Here is a 19,127-nt window from a genome sequence, read left to right as displayed (position 1 = left end):
GGCGTGTCAGACGACGACTACGCCCCGCGCCACCGGGTGGACTCCGCCCGTCCGAGCCGGCTGCGTACCCTCGCCGACTTCTACCCCGACGGCATCCTGGGTGCCAGCCGCGAGGGCGTGGTGACGATCCTCAACGCCCAGGGCGCGGCGCTGCTGGGCGTCGACGCCGAGCAGGCGCTCGGCCTGCCCCTGCCCGACGTGCTGCGGCTGCTCGACCAGGACGGTCGCACCTGGCTCGACGTGAACCGCCCCTTCGACGCCATCTCGATCACGCGCGGTGCGCCGGAGCAGGCGTGGCTCAACGCCTCCGGCGACGAGGTCCTCACCACGGCGCGGTTGGTGCGCGAGGAGCCCTTCGGCCGGATCGTCGGCATCGCGATCGGCCTGCGGAGCGGTCGCGGCCGGGCACGGCTCGACCGCGAGCGCTCCGACCTCGTCGCCACCGTCGCGCACGAGCTGCGCTCGCCCCTGACGGGCGTCAAGGGCTTCGTGCAGGCGCTGCTCAACCGCTGGGACAAGCTGAGCGACGACCAGCGCAAGCTGATGCTCACCACGGTCAACGCCGACGCCGACCGGCTCTCCCGGCTGATCGCCGAGCTCCTCGACGTGGCGCGGATCGACACCGGCCGGCTCCAGCTGTACCCGCGCGAGGTCTCGGCGGAGGTGCTCGTGCGCCGGGTCGTCGACTCCATCGAGGCCGGGACCGCGCGCGGCATCAGCCTCGAGGTCGAGCCCGACCTGCCCGAGGTCTTCGCCGATCCCGACAAGTTCACCCAGGTCGTCACCAACCTCGTCGAGAACGCCGTCCGCCACGGCCTGGGCCAGGTCCGGGTCCGGCTCGCCCGGTCCGAGGACCTCGACGGCGTCCGCATCACGGTGGACGACGAGGGGGACGGCATCCCGGTCGAGCTGCGCCGGCGGGTCTTCACGAAGTTCTGGACCACCGGCGACTCCGGCGGCAGCGGTCTCGGCATGTACATCGTCGGAGGCCTGTCTCGGGCGCACGGCGGCTGGGTGACCATCGACGACGCCCCCGGTGGTGGCGCGCGCGTCATGGTCGACTGGCCGCGCGAGGACCTGCGCCCGGAGTGAGCGGGCGCCGACCTCCACACAACCTTCACGAGTCGTCCCCGCCCCCGACCCACCTGCGCTCCTAGGGTCGTGGCATGACCTCCCGCACGAGCCCCGCGTCCCGGCAGAGGACCGCCCTGGTGGTGGAGGACGAGCGCACCATCAATGACGCCCTCGCCCAGCGGCTGCGCGCCGAGGGCTACACCGTCGAGCAGGCCTTCGACGGGCCCTCCGCGGTCGAGGCGGCGGCAGCGGTGAGGCCGGACGTCGTGCTGCTGGACGTGATGCTGCCGGGGTTCGACGGCCTCGAGGTGTGTCGCCGGATCCAGGCCGCGCGGCCCGTGCCGGTGCTGATGCTCACCGCACGCGACGACGAGGCCGACGTGCTCGTGGGCCTGGGCGTCGGCGCCGACGACTACCTCACCAAGCCGTTCTCGATGCGCGAGGTGGTCGCCCGGGTCTCCGCGCTGCTGCGACGCGTCGAGCGGGCGGCGGCGCTGGCAGACGAGCGGCCCGCCACCATCGAGGTGGGCGGCGTGCGCATCGACCCCGGCTCCCGGCGTACGACGGTCGCCGGGGAGGCCGTGCACCTGACCCCCACCGAGTTCGACCTGCTGCTGTGCCTGGCCCGGACGCCCGGTCAGGTCCTCAGCCGCGAGCGGCTGCTGCGCGAGGTCTGGGACTGGGGCGACGCCTGGGCGAGCGCCAGCGCGACCCGCACCGTGGACAGCCACGTCAAGGCCCTGCGCAGCAAGGTGGGGGCCGCGCGCATCCGCACGGTCCACGGCGTCGGCTACGCCCTCGAGGACCTCGGATGAAGACCCCACGCCGTTCTTCTCCGCCGCTGCGCTCCCCCGAACAACGCCGCGGGGGCCCCGAGTGAGCGCCTGGCTCGACTCCGTCTCCAGCCTGAAGGCCAAGCTCGGGCTGCTGGTGGTCGCCTCGGTCGTCACCGCGGTCCTGCTCACGCTCCTCGGCTCGGCCGCGGACGTCCCGGCCCTGCTGGTGCTGCCGGTGAGCGTCGCGCTGGCGCTCGGGGTCACCCAGCTGCTCGCCGCCGGCATGGTCGCCCCGCTGCGTCGGATGACGGAGGTGTCGCGGGCCATGGCGCGCGGCGACTACACCGGACGGGTGCGCACGTCCGCGACCGACGAGGTCGGTCAGCTGGCCACCGCCTTCAACCGGATGGCCGACGACCTCGCGACGGTCGACCGCGAGCGCCGCGACCTCATCGCCACGGTCTCCCACGAGCTGCGTACGCCGCTCACGGCCATGACCGCGCTGCTCGAGAACCTCGCCGACGAGGTGGTGCCGGCCGACCCCCAGCACCTCGCCGCCGCGCTCGAGGAGGCGGAGCGCCTGGGTCGGTTGGTCGAGGACCTGCTCCAGCTCTCCCGGCTCGAGGCCGGCGTGGTCGACCTCGATCGGCAGGACGTGGCGCTGGGCGCGCTCGTCGAGGACTCCGTCGCCCAGGTGCGCGCCACCGGCAGGGCCACCGACGTCGCGGTCGAGATCGACGAGGACCTCGTGGTGGCCGGCGACCCGGCCAGGCTGCGCCAGCTGCTCGTCAACGTGGTGGACAACGCCGCGCGCCACGCACCCGCCGAGACGCCCGTGCGCATCACCGCTGGGAGTGCCGCCGGGAGCGCCGACGGCGCGTGGTGGCTCGAGGTCGTCGACGCCGGCGTGGGAGTGGCGCCCGAGGACCGCGAGCGCGTCTTCGAGCGCTTCGGCACCGACGGTGCCGGCGGCACGGGCCTCGGCCTCGCCGTCGCGCGGTGGGTGGCGCAGCTCCACGGGGGGACGCTCCGCTTCCTCGACCCCGAGGCCGGGAACGGCGCCCGCCTCCGCCTCGAGGTCCCCGCGACGCCGACGCCCGCCACCTCCGAGGAGCGTGAGATGCCCACGACCACCGCGCCCGTCCCGCAGCCCGGGGGCGCCACGGCGTCCGTGGCACCCGGCGGCCAGCAGCCCGGGCTGGACGGCCTGTTCGGCCGGTTCTGGCCGGACCGGGGCGGCCCGCACGGGCTCCGGACCGTGGCTGCCGCGGCGGCAGCCGGGATCGTCGCCGGGATCGCCCTGTCGTTCACCGCTGTCGGGATCACGTGGACGCTCGTCGCGCTGACCTGCGGAGCGGCCGCCCTGGCGACCGCCCGCCGGCGCCGCGAGCGCTGGACGCTGCTGTGTGCCGGGCTGGCTGTGCTGCTCGTCCTTCCGATGACCCTGCTCGACGCCTGGTGGGTGCAGATGCTCGGCCTCGTCGTCGCGGGAGCAGTGTTCCTCTGCGGCGTCACCGGCGCCCGCACGATGCCCGGCATCCTGCTGTCCGGGGTGGCGTGGCCGCTCGCGTCGCTGCGTGGCCTGCCGTGGTTCGGCCGGTCCCTGCGGATCGCCGGGACCGGCTCGCGCACCCCGGCCGTGGTGCGTACGACGGGGTGGTCGCTGCTCGGCCTCGCGGTCTTCGGCACGATCTTCGCCAGCGCCAATCCCGTCTTCGGGTCCTGGGTCGACCAGCTCGTGCCCAACCTGACCTTCAACGACCTCGTTGGCCGCGCGTTCGTGGCGTGCTTCGTCTTCGCCGCGACCCTGGGCGCCGCCTACCTCGCGCTCAACCCGGCCGACGTCGAGGTGCTGGGCGGGCGGCGCCCGACCGCACTCGCCAACCGCTTCGAGTGGCTGGTGCCGGTGCTGGTCGTCGACGCCGTGTTCGTCGCCTTCATCGCCGCCCAGGCGCGCGCGCTGGTCGGCGGCCGCGACTACATCGAGGCCACGACGGGCCTCACCTATGCCGACTACGTCCACCAGGGTTTCGGCCAGCTCACCCTCGCCACCGCGCTCACGGTGCTGGTCGTGTGGATCGCGGCGCGCCGGGCCGGGGACGATGCAGGAGACCGTCGCTGGCTCTTCGGCTCGCTCGGCCTGCTCTGCACCCTCACGCTGCTGGTGGTCGCGTCCGCGCTGCGTGGGATGTCGGTCTACCAGGACGCCTACGGCTTCACCACGCTGCGCCTGTTCGTCGACGTCTTCGAGGGCTGGCTCGGCTTCGTCGTGCTGGCGATCATGGCCGCGGGTGCACTGGGCCGCGGTCGCTGGCTGCCGCGCGTCGCGCTCGCCTCGGGTGCGGTGGCGCTCATCGGGCTCGCTGCGATCAATCCCGATGCCTGGGTCGCGGAACGGAACCTCGACCGCTACGAGGCGACCGGCGACCTCGATCTTCGCTACCTGCAGACCCTGTCCGCCGACGCGGCGCCCGTGATCGTCGAGCGGCTCCCGCAGGACGTCGCGGCCTGCGTGCTGCAGGACCTGCCCTCCAACTCGCTGGCTCCAAAGGTGCTCGAGGACGCCCGGGCGTGGAACCTGGGCCGTTCGCGGGCGAGCGACGCCGTGACCGACCTCGACCTCGACGCGGTGCGCCCCGGTCCGGCCGACGAGTGCGCGGACGTCTGGGCGGCGTACGGGGAGTAACATCCTCACCGTGGACACGAGCCTGCGATTTCTGCGCCCCGGACCTGGTCTGTCGGGCAGCTGACGTCACCGGGTCCGGGGAGTCCCCGTCCGACCCGACGCTCATCCACTTCTAGACTGCGGCGAACTGCTGTCGCCGCGCGAGAGAGAGCCATGTCCGGCCCCAACACCGACTACGACCCCGTCGAAGTGACCCCGCTCAAGGCCGACCAGGTCGAGGCGATGCGTGAGGCGGCCCTCGCCGCGATCGCCGCCGCCGCCGACCTCGACGCCCTCAAGCAGGTCAGGCTCGACCACGCCGGCGACCGTTCGCCGCTCGCCCTCGCCAACCGCGAGATCGGAGCACTGCCTCCGCAGGCCCGCAAGGAGGCCGGCCAGCGCGTCGGCCAGGCCCGCGGCGCGGTCAACCGGGCGATCGCCGCCCGGCAGACCGTGCTCGAGGCCGAGCACGAGGAGCGGATGCTGGCCGAGGAGACGGTCGACGTCTCCCTGCCCACGACCCGCCGCCGCCGCGGTGGACGGCACCCCCTCACGCTGCAGTCCGAGCTGATCGCCGACCTGTTCGTCGCCATGGGCTACGAGATCGCCGAGGGCCCGGTCGTCGAGGCCGAGTGGCTCAACTTCGACGCCCTCAACCTCGGTCCCGATCACCCCGCCCGCACCATGCAGGACACCTTCTGGACCGAGCCGGCCGAGGACCACGTCGTGCTGCGCACCCAGACCTCGCCCGTCCAGGCCCGCACCATGCTCACCCGCACGCCACCGATCTACGTCGTGTGCCCGGGACGCGTGTTCCGCACCGACGAGTACGACGCGACGCACTCGCCGATGTTCCACCAGGTCGAGGGCCTCGTGGTCGACAAGGGCATCACCATGGCCCACCTCAAGGGCACCCTCGACCACTTCGCGTCGCAGCTCTTCGGTGACGACATCACGACGCGGTTCCGGCCGTCCTACTTCCCGTTCACCGAGCCGTCGGCCGAGGTCGACGTGAAGTGCTTCGTATGCCGCAACATCGAGCCGCAGTCCTGCCGCACCTGCCGTGGCGAGGGCTGGATCGAGTGGGGCGGCTGCGGCGTGGTCAACCCCCGCGTCCTGGTGGCCTGCGGCGTCGACCCGGAGGTCTACAGCGGCTTCGCCTTCGGCATGGGCATCGACCGTTCGTTCATGTTCCGCCACGACCTGGAGGACCTGCGTCCGCTCTTCGAGGGCGACGTCCGGTTCAGCAGCGCGTTCGGCACCGAGATCTGAGAGGGGAGAACGACCGATGAAGGCACCCCTGTCCTGGATCCTGGACCTCGTCGACGTACCCGCGGGCACCACCACCGAGGAGATCACCGACCGGCTCACGCTGACCGGCCTCAAGCTCGAGGCGATCGTCAGCCCCGGCCGCGAGATCACCGGTCCGCTGGTGATCGGCCGCGTCCTCACGATGGAGCCGGAGCCGCAGAAGAACGGCAAGACCATCAACTGGTGCACCGTCGACGTCGGTGCTGAGCTGAATGCTGCCCACGGCACCGGCGAGCAGTCTGGTGGGGTGGGCATCGTCTGCGGGGCCCACAACTTCGCACCCGGCGACCTCGTCGTCACGGTGCTGCCCGGCGGCGTGCTCCCCGGCGGCTTCGAGATCGGCGCCCGCAAGACCTACGGCCACCTCTCCGCCGGCATGATCTGCTCGGCCCGCGAGCTCGGCCTCGGTGAGGACCACGACGGCATCATCGTGCTGCCGCCCGACGCCGGCGAGCCCGGCCAGGACGTCCGTCCCGTGCTCGGGCTCGACGAGGAGACCATCGAGTTCGAGGTCAACCCCGACCGGGCCTACGCGTTGTCCTTGCGCGGCATCGCCCGCGAGGTGCTCGTCTCGGTCGAGGGGGCGAGCGGCTTCCGTGACCCGACCCTGCGCGACACCCCGGCGGCCAACGACGAGGGCCACCCCGTGGTCGTCGAGGACGCCGAGGGATGCCCGGTGTTCGTGGCCCGGCGGGTCGACGGGTTCGACCCCGCGGCCGCGACGCCGGACTTCATGGTCCAGCGCATCACCGCGGCCGGGATGCGGCCCATCTCGCTCGCCGTCGACGTCACCAACTACGTGATGCTCGAGACCGGCCGCCCGATCCACGGCTACGACGCCGACACGTTGCAGGGCGCGATCGTCGTACGTCGGGCGCGCGAGGGCGAGAAGCTCACCACCCTCGACGGCACGGCCCGCACGCTCGACCCGGGCGACCTCGTCGTGACGGACGACTCCGGGATCATCGGGCTCGGCGGCGTGATGGGCGGCGAGACGACCGAGATCTCCGGCACCACCACGTCGATCCTCGTCGAGTCGGCCCACTGGGACGCGGTGTCGATGTACCGCACCGGACGCCGGCACAAGATCACCTCCGAGGCCGGCAAGCGCAACGAGCGCGGGGTCGACCCGACGATCTGCGAGGCCGCGGCCGACCGGGTCGTCGAGCTCCTCGTCGAGCACGGCGGCGGCACCGCCCACCCCGGCGTCACGGTCGTCGGCACCCCGCCGGCCATGCCGGTCGTCGAGGTCGCGGGCGACCTGGCCGCCCGGGTGTCGGGCATGCCGATCACCGAGGAGCAGTCCGTCGAGTGCCTGCGCGCGGTCGGCTGCGACGTCAGCGGCTCGGGGACGCTGTCGGTGACCCCGCCCCCCTGGCGTCCCGACCTCACCGACGCCCAGGACTTCTCCGAGGAGGTCGTCCGCCTCGTCGGCTACGACAAGGTGCCGTCGGTCCTTCCCACGCCGCCGTCCGGGCGCGGCCTGACCCGCTCGCAGCAGCTGCGGCGCCGCGTCGGGCGCACGCTCGCAGGCGAGGGCTACGTCGAGGTGGTGAGCTTCCCGTTCGTGGGTGAGGCCGACCTCGACGCGCTGGGGCTCGCAGCCGACGACCCGCGCCGCGACCTGCTCCGGCTGTCCAACCCGCTCAACACCGAGGCCGGGTTCATGACCTCGACGCTCCTGCCGGGCATCCTGCGCGCGGCCGGCAAGAACGTCGGTCACGGCACGACCGACGTCGCGATCTTCGAGACCGGCACCGTCACACTGCCCCGCCACGCCGGGCCGGCGGCGATCCTGCCGGTCGACCGGCGTCCCACCGACGCCGAGCTCGAGGCGCTCGACGCCGCCCTGCCCGCCCAGCCGCTGCACCTCGCCGTCGTCGCCGCAGGCGACGCGGTCGCGGGCGGCTGGTGGGGCGAGGCGCGTCCGGTCTCCTGGTCCGACGCGGTCGACGCGGTCCGCTCGGTCGCCGACGCGCTCGGTCTCGAGGTCACCGCCTCCGCGGTCGAGCTGGCCCCCTGGCACCCCGGCCGCTGTGCCGAGCTGTCGGTCGCCGGCGAGGTGGTCGGGCACGCCGGCGAGGTGCACCCCACCGTGTGCCAGGCCTTCGGCCTGCCGAAGCGCACCGTCGCCGCGGAGGTCGACCTCGACCTCCTGATCGCGCGGGCGGTGCACCTGCGCACGGCGCCGACCTTCTCGTCCTACCCGGTCGCGAAGGAGGACGTCGCGCTGGTCGTCGATGCCTCGGTGCCGGCCGCGGACGTCGAGACCGCGCTGCGCGAGGGTGCCGGTGAGCTGCTGGAGTCGATCCGGCTCTTCGACGTCTACACCGGCGACCAGGTCGGCGAGGGCAAGAAGTCCCTCGCCTACGCCCTGCGGTTCCGCGCGGCGGACCGCACGCTCAAGGAGGGTGAGGCGGCGGCGGCCCGCGACGCTGCGGTCGCCCGCGCGGCCGAGCGCACCGGCGCCGTCCAGCGCGCCTGAGCAGTCAGCTCCGCGCGACGGTGGAGCGTACGGCCCGACCTACCGGCCGCACGCTCCACCGTCCACGGGTCGCTGCGCGTCGCGCCCCTCAGTCGATCGGCGACGCCACGATCGCGGTGAACCGATCGAGGACGCCCCGGTCCCCGGCGACGGCGATGTCCTCGTCGCCCGCGCGGTTCCACAGCCACAGGTCGAGGGCCGCCGCCGGCCCGTCGACCACCACGTCCGGCTCGACCTCGGTGTCGTCGGGTGCCGGCACGACGTGGAAGTCCTCCTCGTCGGCGTACGACGTTCCGCTGTCGGGGCTGGTGCCGGAGAAGGTGCCGAACTGCAGCCAGAACGAGACACCGGTGTCGGTGATGTCGACCCGCACCAGACCCTCGCCGGGCTCCCACACGCCCCACGGCGGCATCCCGCCGTACATCACGTCGAGGCACTCGTGCACCCCGTCCGCGGCCAGCCGCGCGTCGACCTCGCTCGCCACGCCGGCGGCCTGCTCGGCGTCGACGCGGTGGACGAGCGCCTCGTGGGCCTGCCGGCGCAGGATGAACCCGACGGTGTGGTCGTCGGACCAGTTCCACGCCTCCTCCTGCGGGTCCGCGCCCTCGAGGGCAGCGGCCAGGCCGGCCGACCAGTCGTCGTAGGTGCGCAGCAGGTCGTCGTACGCCTCGGGCCGGGGTGGTTCGATCTCCTCGGGGTGGCCGGGCCGGGCCGCCAGCACCTCGGTCCACCACCGCTGCACGGTGGCGAGGTGCCACAGCAGGTCGGCGGCGTCCCAGTCGGGGCAGGCCGGCACCCGGGCTGCCGGGTCGCAGGCGGCGAGCACGTCACGGAATCGGGCGGACTCGGCGCGCAGGTGCTCGAGGTGGACATCGGGTGCCAGACGGGTGTGGAGTGAGGTCACCCGTGCACCGTAGGGGAGACGACCGACGCTCCGCCTCGCATTGTCGGACCCGAGTCGTCGCATACATGCAGTCCTATGTATAGTCATGCACATGACCGCATCAGTCGCCGTCGCCGGAGCCAGTGGGTACGCCGGGGGTGAGGTCCTGCGCCTGCTCCTGGGCCACCCGGGCGTCGAGATCGGCACGCTCACCGCCGGCTCCAACGCCGGGGAGCGGCTCGGCTCCCTCCAGCCGCACCTGCTGCCGCTGGCCGACCGGGTGCTGGCGGACACGACCGTGGAGACGCTCGCCGGCCACGACGTCGTGGTCCTCGGCCTGCCGCACGGCCAGTCGGCCGCCATCGCCCGGGGCCTCGGCGACGACACCGTGGTCATCGACTGCGGAGCCGACTTCCGGCTGACCGACCCGGGGGAGTGGGAGGCGTTCTACGGCGGCGACCACGCCGGCTCGTGGCCCTACGGCCTGCCCGAGCTGCCGGGACAGCGCGAGCTGCTGCGCGGCGCGCGGCGCATCGCCGTCCCCGGCTGCTACCCCACCGTCTCCACCCTGGCGATCGTCCCCGCCCTCGCGGCAGGCCTTGTCGAGCCCGACGTCACCGTCGTCGCCGCCTCCGGCACCAGCGGCGCGGGCAAGGCCGCCAAGCCGCACCTGCTCGGCAGCGAGGTCATGGGCAACGCCAGCGCCTACGGCGTCGGCGGCGCGCACCGGCACACCCCGGAGATCGTCCAGAACCTCGGCGGCGTCCACGGCGCGCCGGTGCGGGTGGGTTTCACGCCGCTCCTCGTGCCGATGTCGCGCGGCATCCTCGCCACCGTCCAGGCGCCCCTGCTCGACGGGGTCACCCCCGCCCAGGTCCGCGACGCCTACGCGACGGCGTACGACCCCGAGCCGTTCGTGCACCTGCTGCCCGAGGGGCAGTGGCCGCAGACGCAGTCCGTCCTCGGCTCCAACGCGGTGCAGGTGCAGGTCACGATCGACGAGCGCGTACGACGACTCGTGGCGGTGGCCGTGGTCGACAACCTCGCCAAGGGCACCGCCGGCGCCGCCGTCCAGTGCATGAACCTCGCCCTGGGCCTCGACGAGGCCGCCGGGCTCACCACGATCGGAATCGCACCATGAGCGTCACCCACCCCAGCGGCTTCACCGCCTCCGGTGTCGAAGCCGGGCTCAAGACGAGCGGCGGCAAGGACCTCGCCCTCGTCGTCAACCAGGGCCCCACCTTCGACTCCGCCACCGTCTTCACCGCCAACCGTTGCAAGGCCAACCCGATCCTGTGGAGCCAGGAGGTCGTCAAGGACGGCGTCGTGCGCGCGGTGGTCCTCAACTCGGGCGGCGCCAACTGCTACACCGGTCCGGAGGGCTTCCAGACGACCCACGCCGTGGCCGAGAAGGTCGCCGAAGGCCTGGGCATCGGCGCGATCGACGTCGTGGTGTGCTCCACCGGGCTCATCGGCCTCGCCAACGACCGCGACGACCTGCTCGCGGGCGTCGAGGCTGCGACCGCTGCGCTGTCCGCCGACGGTGGCCAGAGCGCCGCCGAGGCGATCATGACCACCGACTCGGTCAGCAAGAGCACCGTCGTCGAGGGCGCGGGCTGGTCGATCGGCGGGATGGCCAAGGGCGCCGGCATGCTCGCGCCGCAGCTCGCCACCATGCTCGTCGTGCTGACCACCGACGCCGTCGTGCCCGCCGCCGAGCTCGACGCCGCGCTCCGGGCCGCGACCCGGGTCAGCTTCGACCGGCTCGACTCCGACGGCTGCATGTCCACCAACGACACCGTCACCGTGATGGCGAGCGGGGCGAGCGGGATCACCCCGACGCCGGAGGACTTCACCGCCGCGCTCACCCAGGCCTGCACCGACCTCGCCATGCAGCTGCTCAAGGACGCCGAGGGCGCCGACCACGAGATCGCCATCACGACGCTGCACGCAGCGACGGAGGACGAGGCGGTCGAGGTGAGCCGCAGCGTGGCCCGCAGCAACCTGTTCAAGGCCGCTGTCTTCGGCAACGACCCCAATTGGGGACGGGTGCTCGCCTCCATCGGCACCACCCAGGCCCAGTTCGACCCGGCCGACCTCGACGTCGCGATGAACGGCGTCTGGGTGTGCCGGCAGTCCACCCCCGCCGAGGACCCGGCGTCCGTCGACCTCACGGGCCGCGAGGTCAGCGTCACCATCGACCTCAAGTCCGGCGACGCCCGCGCAACCGTCTGGACCAACGACCTCACCCACGCCTACGTCCACGAGAACAGCGCCTACAGCTCATGAGTGACGAGATGACGAACCAGAACCCCCGCCGCCCCGACCCCGCCAAGGCCCGCACCCTCGCCGCCGCGCTGCCCTGGCTCAAGCGCTACCACGGGCGCACGATCGTGGTGAAGTACGGCGGCAACGCGATGACCGACGAGTCCCTCAAGGTCGCCTTCGCCGAGGACATCGCCTTCCTCCGCTTCGCCGGGTTCAAGCCCGTCGTCGTCCACGGCGGCGGCCCGCAGATCTCCCGGATGCTCGACAAGCTCGGCATCGAGTCGGAGTTCCGCGGCGGGCTGCGCGTGACCACGCCCGAGGCGATGGACGTCGTCCGGATGGTGCTCGTCGGCCAGGTGCAGCGCGAGCTCGTCGGCCTCATCAACCAGCACGGTGCCCTGGCCGTCGGCCTGTCGGGCGAGGACGCGGGCCTGTTCCGGGCCGTGCCCACCAGCACCATCGTCGACGGCGCCGAGGTCGACCTCGGCCTGGTGGGCGAGGTCGCCGAGGTCCGCCCCGAGGCCGTCCTCGACCTCATCGAGGCCGGTCGGGTGCCGGTGGTCAGCTCGGTGGCGCCCGACGTCGACGGCGTGGTCCACAACGTCAACGCCGACACCGCTGCCGCGGCGCTCGCGGTCGCGCTGGGTGCCGAGAAGCTGCTGGTCCTCACCGACGTCGAGGGCCTCTACCGCGACTACGGCAACTCCGACGACCTCATCCAGGAGATCAGCCCCGAGGCGCTGGGGGAGCTGCTGCCCAGCCTCGACGCCGGCATGGTCCCGAAGATGCGGGCCTGCTACGAGGCGGTCACCGGGGGAGTCCCGCGCGCGACGGTCGTCGACGGACGCGAACCGCACTCCGTGCTGCTCGAGATCTTCACCGACGAGGGCGTCGGCACGCAGGTGCTGCCGGGCGTCGCGACCCGGATGCGCAAGCCCTACGGCAGCGAGGACCAGGCATGAGCATCCAGGAGCGCTATGCCGGTGCGGTGATGAACACCTTCGGCCCGCCCGCCCTCGCCCTCGCCCGCGGCGAGGGAGCACACGTGTGGGACACCGACGGCAAGGAGTACGTCGACCTGCTCGGCGGGATCGCCGTCAACGCCCTCGGCCACGCGCACCCAGCCCTCGTCGAGGCCGTGACCCACCAGCTGAGGACGCTCGGCCACGTCTCCAACTTCTTCGCCACCGAGCCGCAGGTCGCCCTCGCCGAACGGCTGGTCGGCCTCCTCGGCTGGTCCGACGACGCCCGCGTGTTCTTCAGCAACTCCGGTGCCGAGGCCAACGAGGCGGCGCTCAAGCTCACCCGCCGCACCGGCCGCACCCGGCTCGTCGCGGCCGAGGGGTCCTTCCACGGCCGCACGATGGGGGCCCTCGCGCTGACCTCCAAGGCCGGCTACCGCGAGCCCTTCGAGCCCCTGCCCGGTGACGTCACCTTCGTGCCGTACGACGACGTGGCCGCGCTCGAGGCCGCTGTCGACGACACCGTCGCCGCGATCGTCCTGGAGCCGATGCAGGGCGAGGCCGGCGTCGTCGTGCCGTCGGCCGACTACCTCGCCGCCGCCCAGCGGATCGCCCACGACCACGGCGCGCTGCTGTGGCTCGACGAGGTGCAGACGGGCATCGCCCGCACCGGTGCGTGGTTCGCCCACCAGCTGGTCGACGGGGTGCGCCCCGACGTCGTCACCCTGGCCAAGGGACTCGGCGGCGGCATCCCCATCGGCGCCACGGTCGCGCGGGGAGCGGCGGCGGCGCTGCTGCAGCCGGGCAACCACGGCACCACCTTCGGCGGCAACCCGGTCGCGACGGCAGCCGCCCTGGCCGTCCTCGACACGATCGAGGCCGACGGCCTCATCGCGGCAGCGGTCGACCGAGGCGCCCAGCTCGAGGCGCTGCTGCGCAAGCAGCCCGGCGTCCTCGAGGTGACGGGTGCCGGGCTCATGCGGGGCGCCGAGCTCGACGGTCCCTACGCCACCCAGGCCGTGGCAGCCGGACGCGAGGCGGGCTTCATCCTCAATGCCACCGGTCCCACCCGGCTGCGGTTCGTGCCACCGCTGGTGATCACGGCCGCCGACCTCGACGCCCTCGACGCCGCCCTGCCCGTCATCCTCGACACCGCCCGCGCCGCCGCACAGGAGGTCAACCCATGAGCACCCCACGACGTTCTTCTCCCCCGCTCCGCTCCTCCGAACAACGCCCCGGGGACCCCGCATGACCCGCCACTTCCTCCGCGACGACGACCTGTCGCCCGCCGAGCTGGTCGAGGTCCTCGACCTGGCCGACCGGATGAAGGCCGAGCCCTTCGACCACAAGCCGCTCGCGGGTCCCCGGACCGTCGCCCTGGTCTTCGACCGCCCGACGCTGCGCACGCAGGTGTCCTTCGCCGCCGGGATCGCCGAGCTCGGTGGCAACCCGATGACCGTCGACGGCGGGCTCGCCGCGATGGGGTCGCGCGAGGGCGTCGAGGACGTCGCACGCATCCTGGGCCGCCAGGCCGCAGCGGTCGTGTGGCGCACCGCCCACCAGGCCGACGTGGTCACCATGGCGGCGTACGCCGGTGTCCCGGTGCTCAACGCGCTCACCGACGAGTTCCACCCGTGCCAGCTCCTGGCGGACCTCCAGACGGTGCGCGAGCACAAGGGCACGCTGGCCGGCCTCCGGGTCGCGTTCGTCGGCGACGGGGCCTGCAACATGGGCAACTCGTGGGTGCTCGCCGGCGCGTCCGCGGGGCTGCACGTCGTCGTCGGCGCGCCCCAGGGGTTCACGCCCGACGCCCACGTGGTCGCCAGGGCCCGCGAGATCGCCCAGGACACCGGCGGCTCGATCGACCTGACGACCGACCCGCTCGAGGCGGCCGCCGGGGCCGACGTGGTGGTCACCGACTCCTGGGTGAGCATGGGCCGCGAGGAGGAGTCGGAGGAGCGGCTGCGGATCTTCCCGCCCTACGGCGTCACCGACGACCTGCTCTCCCACGCGGCGCCCGACGCGATCGTGCTGCACTGCCTGCCGGCCTACCGCGGGAAGGAGATCTCCGAGGAGGTCATCGAGGGACCGCACTCGGTCGTCTGGGACGAGGCCGAGAACCGCCGGCACGCGCAGAAGGCGGTGCTGACCTGGCTGCTGGAGCACTCCGCATGAGCGCCATGACCCCGCTGACCAAGAGCGCGCGCCACCAGCGGATCATCGACATCGTGACGGCCCACCCGGTGCGCTCCCAGACCGAGCTGGCCGACCTCCTCGGCGACCACGGCGTCCGCGTCACCCAGGCCACGCTGAGCCGCGACCTCGTCGAGCTCGACGCCGTCAAGGTGCGCAGCGCCGACGGCGCCCTGGTCTACGCCGTGCCGGGGGAGGGCGGCGACCGCAGCGTCTCCGCGCCGCGCGAGAGCGGCGCCGGCCGCGACCGCCTGGCCCGCCTCTGCGCCGAGCTGCTCGTGAGCGCCGAGGCGAGCGCCAACCTCGTCGTCCTCCGGACCCCGCCCGGCGCCGCCCAGTTCCTCGCCAGCGCCTTCGACAAGGCCGACCTCGGTGACATCCTCGGCACGATCGCCGGGGACGACACGCTCCTCGTCATCGGCCGCGACCCCGCCGGCGGCGACGCCCTCGCCCAGCGGTTCCTCGACCTGGCCAACGACGTCAGGCACACCCCCACCCCTTCCCCGAACACCACCACTGCAAAGGACTCCCAGTGAGCAAGGTCCTCACCTCCCTCCCGGTCGGCGAGCGCGTCGGCATCGCGTTCTCCGGCGGCCTCGACACCTCGGTGGCGGTCGCCTGGATGCGCGACAAGGGCGCGGTCCCGTGCACCTACACCGCCGACATCGGGCAGTACGACGAGCCCGACATCTCCGGCGTGCCCTCACGTGCCCTGCAGTACGGCGCCGAGCTCGCCCGCGCGGTCGACTGCAAGACGCAGCTGGTCGAGGAGGGCCTCGCCGCCCTGGCGTGCGGCGCCTTCCACATCCGCTCCGGCGGCCGGGTCTACTTCAACACCACGCCGCTCGGGCGAGCCGTCACCGGCACCATGCTGGTGCGCGCCATGCACGAGGACGGCGTCAACATCTGGGGCGACGGGTCGACCTTCAAGGGCAACGACATCGAGCGGTTCTACCGCTACGGCCTGCTCGCCAACCCCGACCTGCGCATCTACAAGCCCTGGCTCGACGCCGACTTCGTGCACGAGCTCGGCGGTCGCCACGAGATGAGCGCCTGGCTGACCGAGCACGGCCTGCCCTACCGGGACAGCCAGGAGACGGCCTACTCGACCGACGCCAACATCTGGGGCGCCACCCACGAGGCCAAGACCCTCGAGCACCTCGACGTCTCCCTCGAGACCGTGGACCCGATCATGGGCGTGAAGTTCTGGGACCCCTCGGTCGCCATCGAGGCCGAGGACGTCACCGTCCGCTTCGACCAGGGCCGGCCGGTCGCCATCAACGGCACGCAGTACGACGACCCGGTCGCGCTGGTCCACGAGGCCAACGCGATCGGCGGTCGCCACGGGCTGGGCATGTCCGACCAGATCGAGAACCGGATCATCGAGGCGAAGTCCCGCGGCATCTACGAGGCGCCGGCGATGGCGCTGCTGTTCAGCGCCTACGAGCGGCTCGTCAACGCCATCCACAACGAGGACACCGTCGCGCAGTACCACAACGAGGGCCGCAAGCTCGGTCGGCTGCTCTACGAGGGCCGCTGGCTCGACCCCCAGGCGCTGATGATCCGCGAGTCGATCCAGCGTTGGATCGCCTCGCTCGTCACCGGCGAGGTGACGCTGCGGCTCCGGCGCGGCGAGGACTACTCGGTGCTGCGCACCGACGGTCCGGCGTTCTCCTACCACCCCGACAAGCTCTCGATGGAGCGCACCGACAACGCCGCCTTCGGCCCCACGGACCGGATCGGCCAGCTCACCATGCGCAACCTCGACATCGCCGACTCGCGGGCCAAGCTCGAGCTCTACGCCGCCCAGCCGCTCGACCAGGGCCAGGTGCTCGTCGAGAACGGCACGCTCTACGGTGCCATCGAGGCCGGCGGCTACGACAAGATCACCGACAACCCGGCCGCCGCGACGGCCGACGAGTCCGCACTGGAGCACGCAGCGATGGAGTTCGGGACCGACTGATGGCTGACCTGACCGGCACACCGACGGGCGGCGGCAGCACCAACGAGGGCTCGCTGTGGGGCGGACGCTTCGCGAGCGGGCCCTCGCCCGAGCTGCAGGAGCTGTCGCGCTCGACCCACTTCGACTGGCAGCTGACGCCCTACGACCTCGCCGGTTCCCGCGCCCACGCCAACGCGCTGCACCGCGCCGGCCTGCTGACCGACACCGACCACGCCGAGCTGCTACGCGGACTGACGGTGCTGGGGGAGAGGTACGACGCCGGCGACCTGCTCCCGGCGCCCACCGACGAGGACGTCCACGGCGCCCTCGAGCGCCTGCTGCTGGACGAGGTCGGACCCGAGGTCGGTGGCCGGCTCCGCGCCGGACGCTCGCGCAACGACCAGGTGGCGACCCTCTTCCGGGCCTACCTGCGCGACCACGCGCGCACGATCGCCGGCCAGGTGCTCGACCTGGTCGACGTGCTCGCCGGGCAGGCGGGGGAGCACCTCGTCCCGGGTGCGGAGACCGTGATGCCGGGGCGTACGCACCTCCAGCACGCCCAGCCCGTGCTCCTGGCGCACCACCTGCTGGCGCACGCGTGGCCGCTGCTGCGCGACGTCGACCGGCTGCGCGACTGGGACGCACGCGTGGCCGGCGACTCGCCGTACGGCTCCGGTGCCCTGGCCGGCCAGACGCTCGGCCTCGACCCGGAGGCGGTCGCCGCGGAGCTCGGGTTCACCGGGTCGTCGGCCAACTCCATCGACGGCACGTCCTCGCGCGACTTCGCGGCCGAGTTCGCCTTCGTGACCGCCCAGGTGGGCGTCGACCTCTCGCGGCTGGCCGAGGAGGTCATCCTCTGGACGACCCGGGAGTTCGGCTTCGCGACGCTGCACGACTCCTGGTCGACCGGGTCGAGCATCATGCCGCAGAAGAAGAACCCCGACATCGCCGAGCTCGCACGCGGCAAGTCGGGCCGGCTGATCGGCAACCTCTCGGGACTGATGGCGACCCTCAAGGGTCTCCCGCTGGCCTACAACCGCGACCTGCAGGAGGACAAGGAGCCGGTCTTCGACTCGGTGCGCACCCTCGAGGTCCTGCTGCCGGCGATGACGGGCATGGTCGCGACGCTGACCTTCGACAGCGCGCGGATGGCCGAGCTCGCGCCGCAGGGCTTCTCGCTCGCGACCGACGTGGCCGAGTGGCTGGTGCGCGAGGGCGTCCCCTTCCGTGACGCCCACGAGGTCGCCGGTGCCTGCGTACGCCGCTGCGAGCAGCTCGGCTGCGACCTCCCCGACCTCACCGACGAGCAGCTGGCCGCCATCTCGCCGGCCCTGACGCCCGACGTGCGTGCCGTCCTCACCGTGGAGGGGTCGGTCGCATCCCGGTCCGGCCGAGGCGGCACCGCGCCCGAGCGCGTGCGCGTCCAGCTCGACGAGGTGCGCGACGCCACCACCGGGCACCGTGACCGACTGGGCTGAGGGAGACCCGCTCGAGGTCGCGCCCCGCCTGCTCGGCGCGGTCCTCACGCACGGCGGGGTCTCGGTCCGGCTCACCGAGGTCGAGGCGTACGCCGGCCCGCTCGACCCGGGCTCCCACGCGCACCGGGGGCAGACGGCGCGCAACGCGGTGATGTTCGGTCCCCCCGGACACCTGTACGTCTACTTCGTCTACGGGATGCATTTCTGCGCCAACCTGGTCACCGGTCCCGAGGGAGACCCGGGGGCGGTCCTGCTCCGAGCGGGCGAGGTGGTGGCCGGCCTCGACGTCGCCCGCGAGCGCCGTCCCGCGAGCACGGACCGCGACCTTGCCCGCGGTCCCGCGCGGCTGTGCCGCGTGCTCGGCATCGACCTCTCGCACAACGGGATGCGCCCCGAGCTCGTCGCGGGGGAGCCTGTGACGGCCCTGAGCACCGGTCCGCGGGTCGGTCTGCGGCTCGCAGCCGACCGTCCGTGGCGCTTCTGGATCACCGACGACCCGACGGTCAGCACCTACCGGCCGGCCGCGCCGCGACGCCGCGCAGGCCGCTGACCTGCACGTATGCGTTGAGGGCACCCCCGGTTTTGCATGGTCCGGGAGGAAGGTCTAATGTTCTTCCTGTCGCCGCAAGCGGCGCCGCTCCTGGCCAGAAGGCCAGACGGAGCGGAGACCAGCTGCGACCACCGAAGCACGAAGTTCCGCCGAGTTTGACGCGGGATGGAGCGCCCGGTAAGTTTCTGCAGGTTGCCCCGCGACCGAACCGGCTCAACCGGCGAGGATCGGGTGCGTCTGATTCTTGAGAACTCAACAGTGTGTTTGATTAGTCGACGAATTAGTTTGTTATGCCCCGTTGACATCATGTTTGCTCGCCGGCTCTTTTGGGGTTGGTGGGTGTGGTGTCGCGGTTTCTTTGACAATGATTCTGGCTGATGCCCTGGCCTTTGGGTTGGGGTGTCTTTCGCTAGTTTTGTTCAGTCATGGATGTGGCTCTTGTTGATTGTCGCTTCTGCTGCTCTTTGGGGTGGTGGGGGTTGATGTTTTTCGATGGAGAGTTTGATCCTGGCTCAGGACGAACGCTGGCGGCGTGCTTAA

Annotated in this window: 15 protein-coding genes; 14 read left to right on the top strand and 1 reads right to left on the bottom strand. The window is 72.6% G+C overall.

The window, feature by feature from the left end:
• Positions 1 to 3 precede the first annotated feature (3 nt).
• The 5 genes from Q1B24_RS18790 to pheT all read left to right on the top strand — a co-directional run bounded on the left by Q1B24_RS18790 (position 4) and on the right by pheT (position 8,311).
• Positions 4 to 1,092, top strand: a complete 1,089-nt coding sequence (locus Q1B24_RS18790) for an ATP-binding protein (protein ID WP_299931548.1) — start codon at positions 4 to 6, stop codon at positions 1,090 to 1,092.
• Positions 1,093 to 1,166: 74 nt separating this feature from the next.
• Positions 1,167 to 1,889, top strand: coding sequence for a response regulator transcription factor (locus Q1B24_RS18785; RefSeq protein WP_299931547.1), 723 nt, complete (start codon positions 1,167 to 1,169; stop codon positions 1,887 to 1,889).
• 61 nt (positions 1,890 to 1,950) lie between these two features.
• On the top strand, positions 1,951 to 4,536 hold the full coding sequence (locus Q1B24_RS18780; RefSeq protein WP_299931546.1) for a DUF4153 domain-containing protein: 2,586 nt from the start codon (positions 1,951 to 1,953) through the stop codon (positions 4,534 to 4,536).
• A gap of 153 nt (positions 4,537 to 4,689) precedes the next feature.
• Positions 4,690 to 5,787 (top strand): phenylalanine--tRNA ligase subunit alpha, encoded by a 1,098-nt coding sequence (pheS, locus tag Q1B24_RS18775; RefSeq protein ID WP_299931545.1) that lies wholly within the window; start codon positions 4,690 to 4,692, stop codon positions 5,785 to 5,787.
• A 16-nt stretch (positions 5,788 to 5,803) separates the two neighbouring features.
• Entirely contained in the window at positions 5,804 to 8,311 is a 2,508-nt protein-coding gene (gene pheT / locus Q1B24_RS18770; RefSeq protein ID WP_299931544.1) for a phenylalanine--tRNA ligase subunit beta, read from the top strand.
• An 88-nt stretch (positions 8,312 to 8,399) separates the two neighbouring features.
• On the opposite strand, the gene Q1B24_RS18765 is transcribed toward pheT, so the two are convergent.
• The gene (locus Q1B24_RS18765) at positions 8,400 to 9,215 is read right to left on the bottom strand and encodes a maleylpyruvate isomerase family mycothiol-dependent enzyme (RefSeq protein WP_299931543.1); all 816 of its coding nucleotides are present in this window, start codon (positions 9,213 to 9,215) and stop codon (positions 8,400 to 8,402) included.
• A 91-nt stretch (positions 9,216 to 9,306) separates the two neighbouring features.
• Between Q1B24_RS18765 and argC the strand changes: the two genes are divergently transcribed.
• The 9 genes from argC to Q1B24_RS18720 all read left to right on the top strand — a co-directional run bounded on the left by argC (position 9,307) and on the right by Q1B24_RS18720 (position 18,587).
• Positions 9,307 to 10,335, top strand: coding sequence for an N-acetyl-gamma-glutamyl-phosphate reductase (gene argC, locus Q1B24_RS18760; protein WP_299931542.1), 1,029 nt, complete (start codon positions 9,307 to 9,309; stop codon positions 10,333 to 10,335).
• The gene (argJ, locus tag Q1B24_RS18755; protein WP_299931541.1) at positions 10,332 to 11,483 is read left to right on the top strand and encodes a bifunctional glutamate N-acetyltransferase/amino-acid acetyltransferase ArgJ; all 1,152 of its coding nucleotides are present in this window, start codon (positions 10,332 to 10,334) and stop codon (positions 11,481 to 11,483) included. The genes argC and argJ overlap by 4 nt, the downstream gene beginning before the upstream one ends.
• A gap of 8 nt (positions 11,484 to 11,491) precedes the next feature.
• Positions 11,492 to 12,424, top strand: coding sequence for an acetylglutamate kinase (argB, locus tag Q1B24_RS18750; protein WP_299931540.1), 933 nt, complete (start codon positions 11,492 to 11,494; stop codon positions 12,422 to 12,424).
• Positions 12,421 to 13,611 (top strand): acetylornithine transaminase, encoded by a 1,191-nt coding sequence (locus tag Q1B24_RS18745; RefSeq protein ID WP_299931539.1) that lies wholly within the window; start codon positions 12,421 to 12,423, stop codon positions 13,609 to 13,611. Before argB ends, Q1B24_RS18745 begins: the two co-directional genes overlap by 4 nt.
• A gap of 61 nt (positions 13,612 to 13,672) precedes the next feature.
• Positions 13,673 to 14,599, top strand: coding sequence for an ornithine carbamoyltransferase (gene argF / locus Q1B24_RS18740; protein WP_299931538.1), 927 nt, complete (start codon positions 13,673 to 13,675; stop codon positions 14,597 to 14,599).
• A complete protein-coding gene (locus Q1B24_RS18735) occupies positions 14,596 to 15,153 on the top strand; it encodes an arginine repressor (protein WP_299931537.1) in 558 nt (185 codons plus the stop codon). Before argF ends, Q1B24_RS18735 begins: the two co-directional genes overlap by 4 nt.
• Positions 15,150 to 16,580, top strand: coding sequence for an argininosuccinate synthase (argG, locus tag Q1B24_RS18730; RefSeq protein WP_299931536.1), 1,431 nt, complete (start codon positions 15,150 to 15,152; stop codon positions 16,578 to 16,580). The genes Q1B24_RS18735 and argG overlap by 4 nt, the downstream gene beginning before the upstream one ends.
• Complete coding sequence (gene argH, locus Q1B24_RS18725) at positions 16,580 to 18,037, top strand: argininosuccinate lyase (RefSeq protein ID WP_299931535.1); 1,458 nt, start codon at positions 16,580 to 16,582, stop codon at positions 18,035 to 18,037. The genes argG and argH overlap by 1 nt, the downstream gene beginning before the upstream one ends.
• Positions 18,021 to 18,587, top strand: a complete 567-nt coding sequence (locus Q1B24_RS18720; protein ID WP_299931534.1) for a DNA-3-methyladenine glycosylase — start codon at positions 18,021 to 18,023, stop codon at positions 18,585 to 18,587. The genes argH and Q1B24_RS18720 overlap by 17 nt, the downstream gene beginning before the upstream one ends.
• The last annotated feature ends 540 nt before the right edge of the window (positions 18,588 to 19,127 follow it).

Source organism: uncultured Nocardioides sp. (assembly GCF_947488025.1).
Lineage (GTDB): Bacteria > Actinomycetota > Actinomycetes > Propionibacteriales > Nocardioidaceae > Nocardioides.
This window is presented reverse-complemented; position numbering and strand designations above follow the sequence as displayed.

Excerpts from the sequence above, each read along its gene's own strand:
- Q1B24_RS18785 (WP_299931547.1), top strand. The coding sequence starts at position 1,167 with ATGACCTCCCGCACGAGCCCCGCGTCCCGGCAGAGGACCGCCCTGGTG.
- pheS (WP_299931545.1), top strand. The coding sequence starts at position 4,690 with ATGTCCGGCCCCAACACCGACTACGACCCCGTCGAAGTGACCCCGCTC.
- pheT (WP_299931544.1), top strand. The coding sequence starts at position 5,804 with ATGAAGGCACCCCTGTCCTGGATCCTGGACCTCGTCGACGTACCCGCG.
- argC (WP_299931542.1), top strand. The coding sequence starts at position 9,307 with ATGACCGCATCAGTCGCCGTCGCCGGAGCCAGTGGGTACGCCGGGGGT.
- argJ (WP_299931541.1), top strand. The coding sequence starts at position 10,332 with ATGAGCGTCACCCACCCCAGCGGCTTCACCGCCTCCGGTGTCGAAGCC.
- argB (WP_299931540.1), top strand. The coding sequence starts at position 11,492 with ATGACGAACCAGAACCCCCGCCGCCCCGACCCCGCCAAGGCCCGCACC.
- Q1B24_RS18745 (WP_299931539.1), top strand. The coding sequence starts at position 12,421 with ATGAGCATCCAGGAGCGCTATGCCGGTGCGGTGATGAACACCTTCGGC.
- argF (WP_299931538.1), top strand. The coding sequence starts at position 13,673 with ATGACCCGCCACTTCCTCCGCGACGACGACCTGTCGCCCGCCGAGCTG.
- Q1B24_RS18735 (WP_299931537.1), top strand. The coding sequence starts at position 14,596 with ATGAGCGCCATGACCCCGCTGACCAAGAGCGCGCGCCACCAGCGGATC.
- argH (WP_299931535.1), top strand. The coding sequence starts at position 16,580 with ATGGCTGACCTGACCGGCACACCGACGGGCGGCGGCAGCACCAACGAG.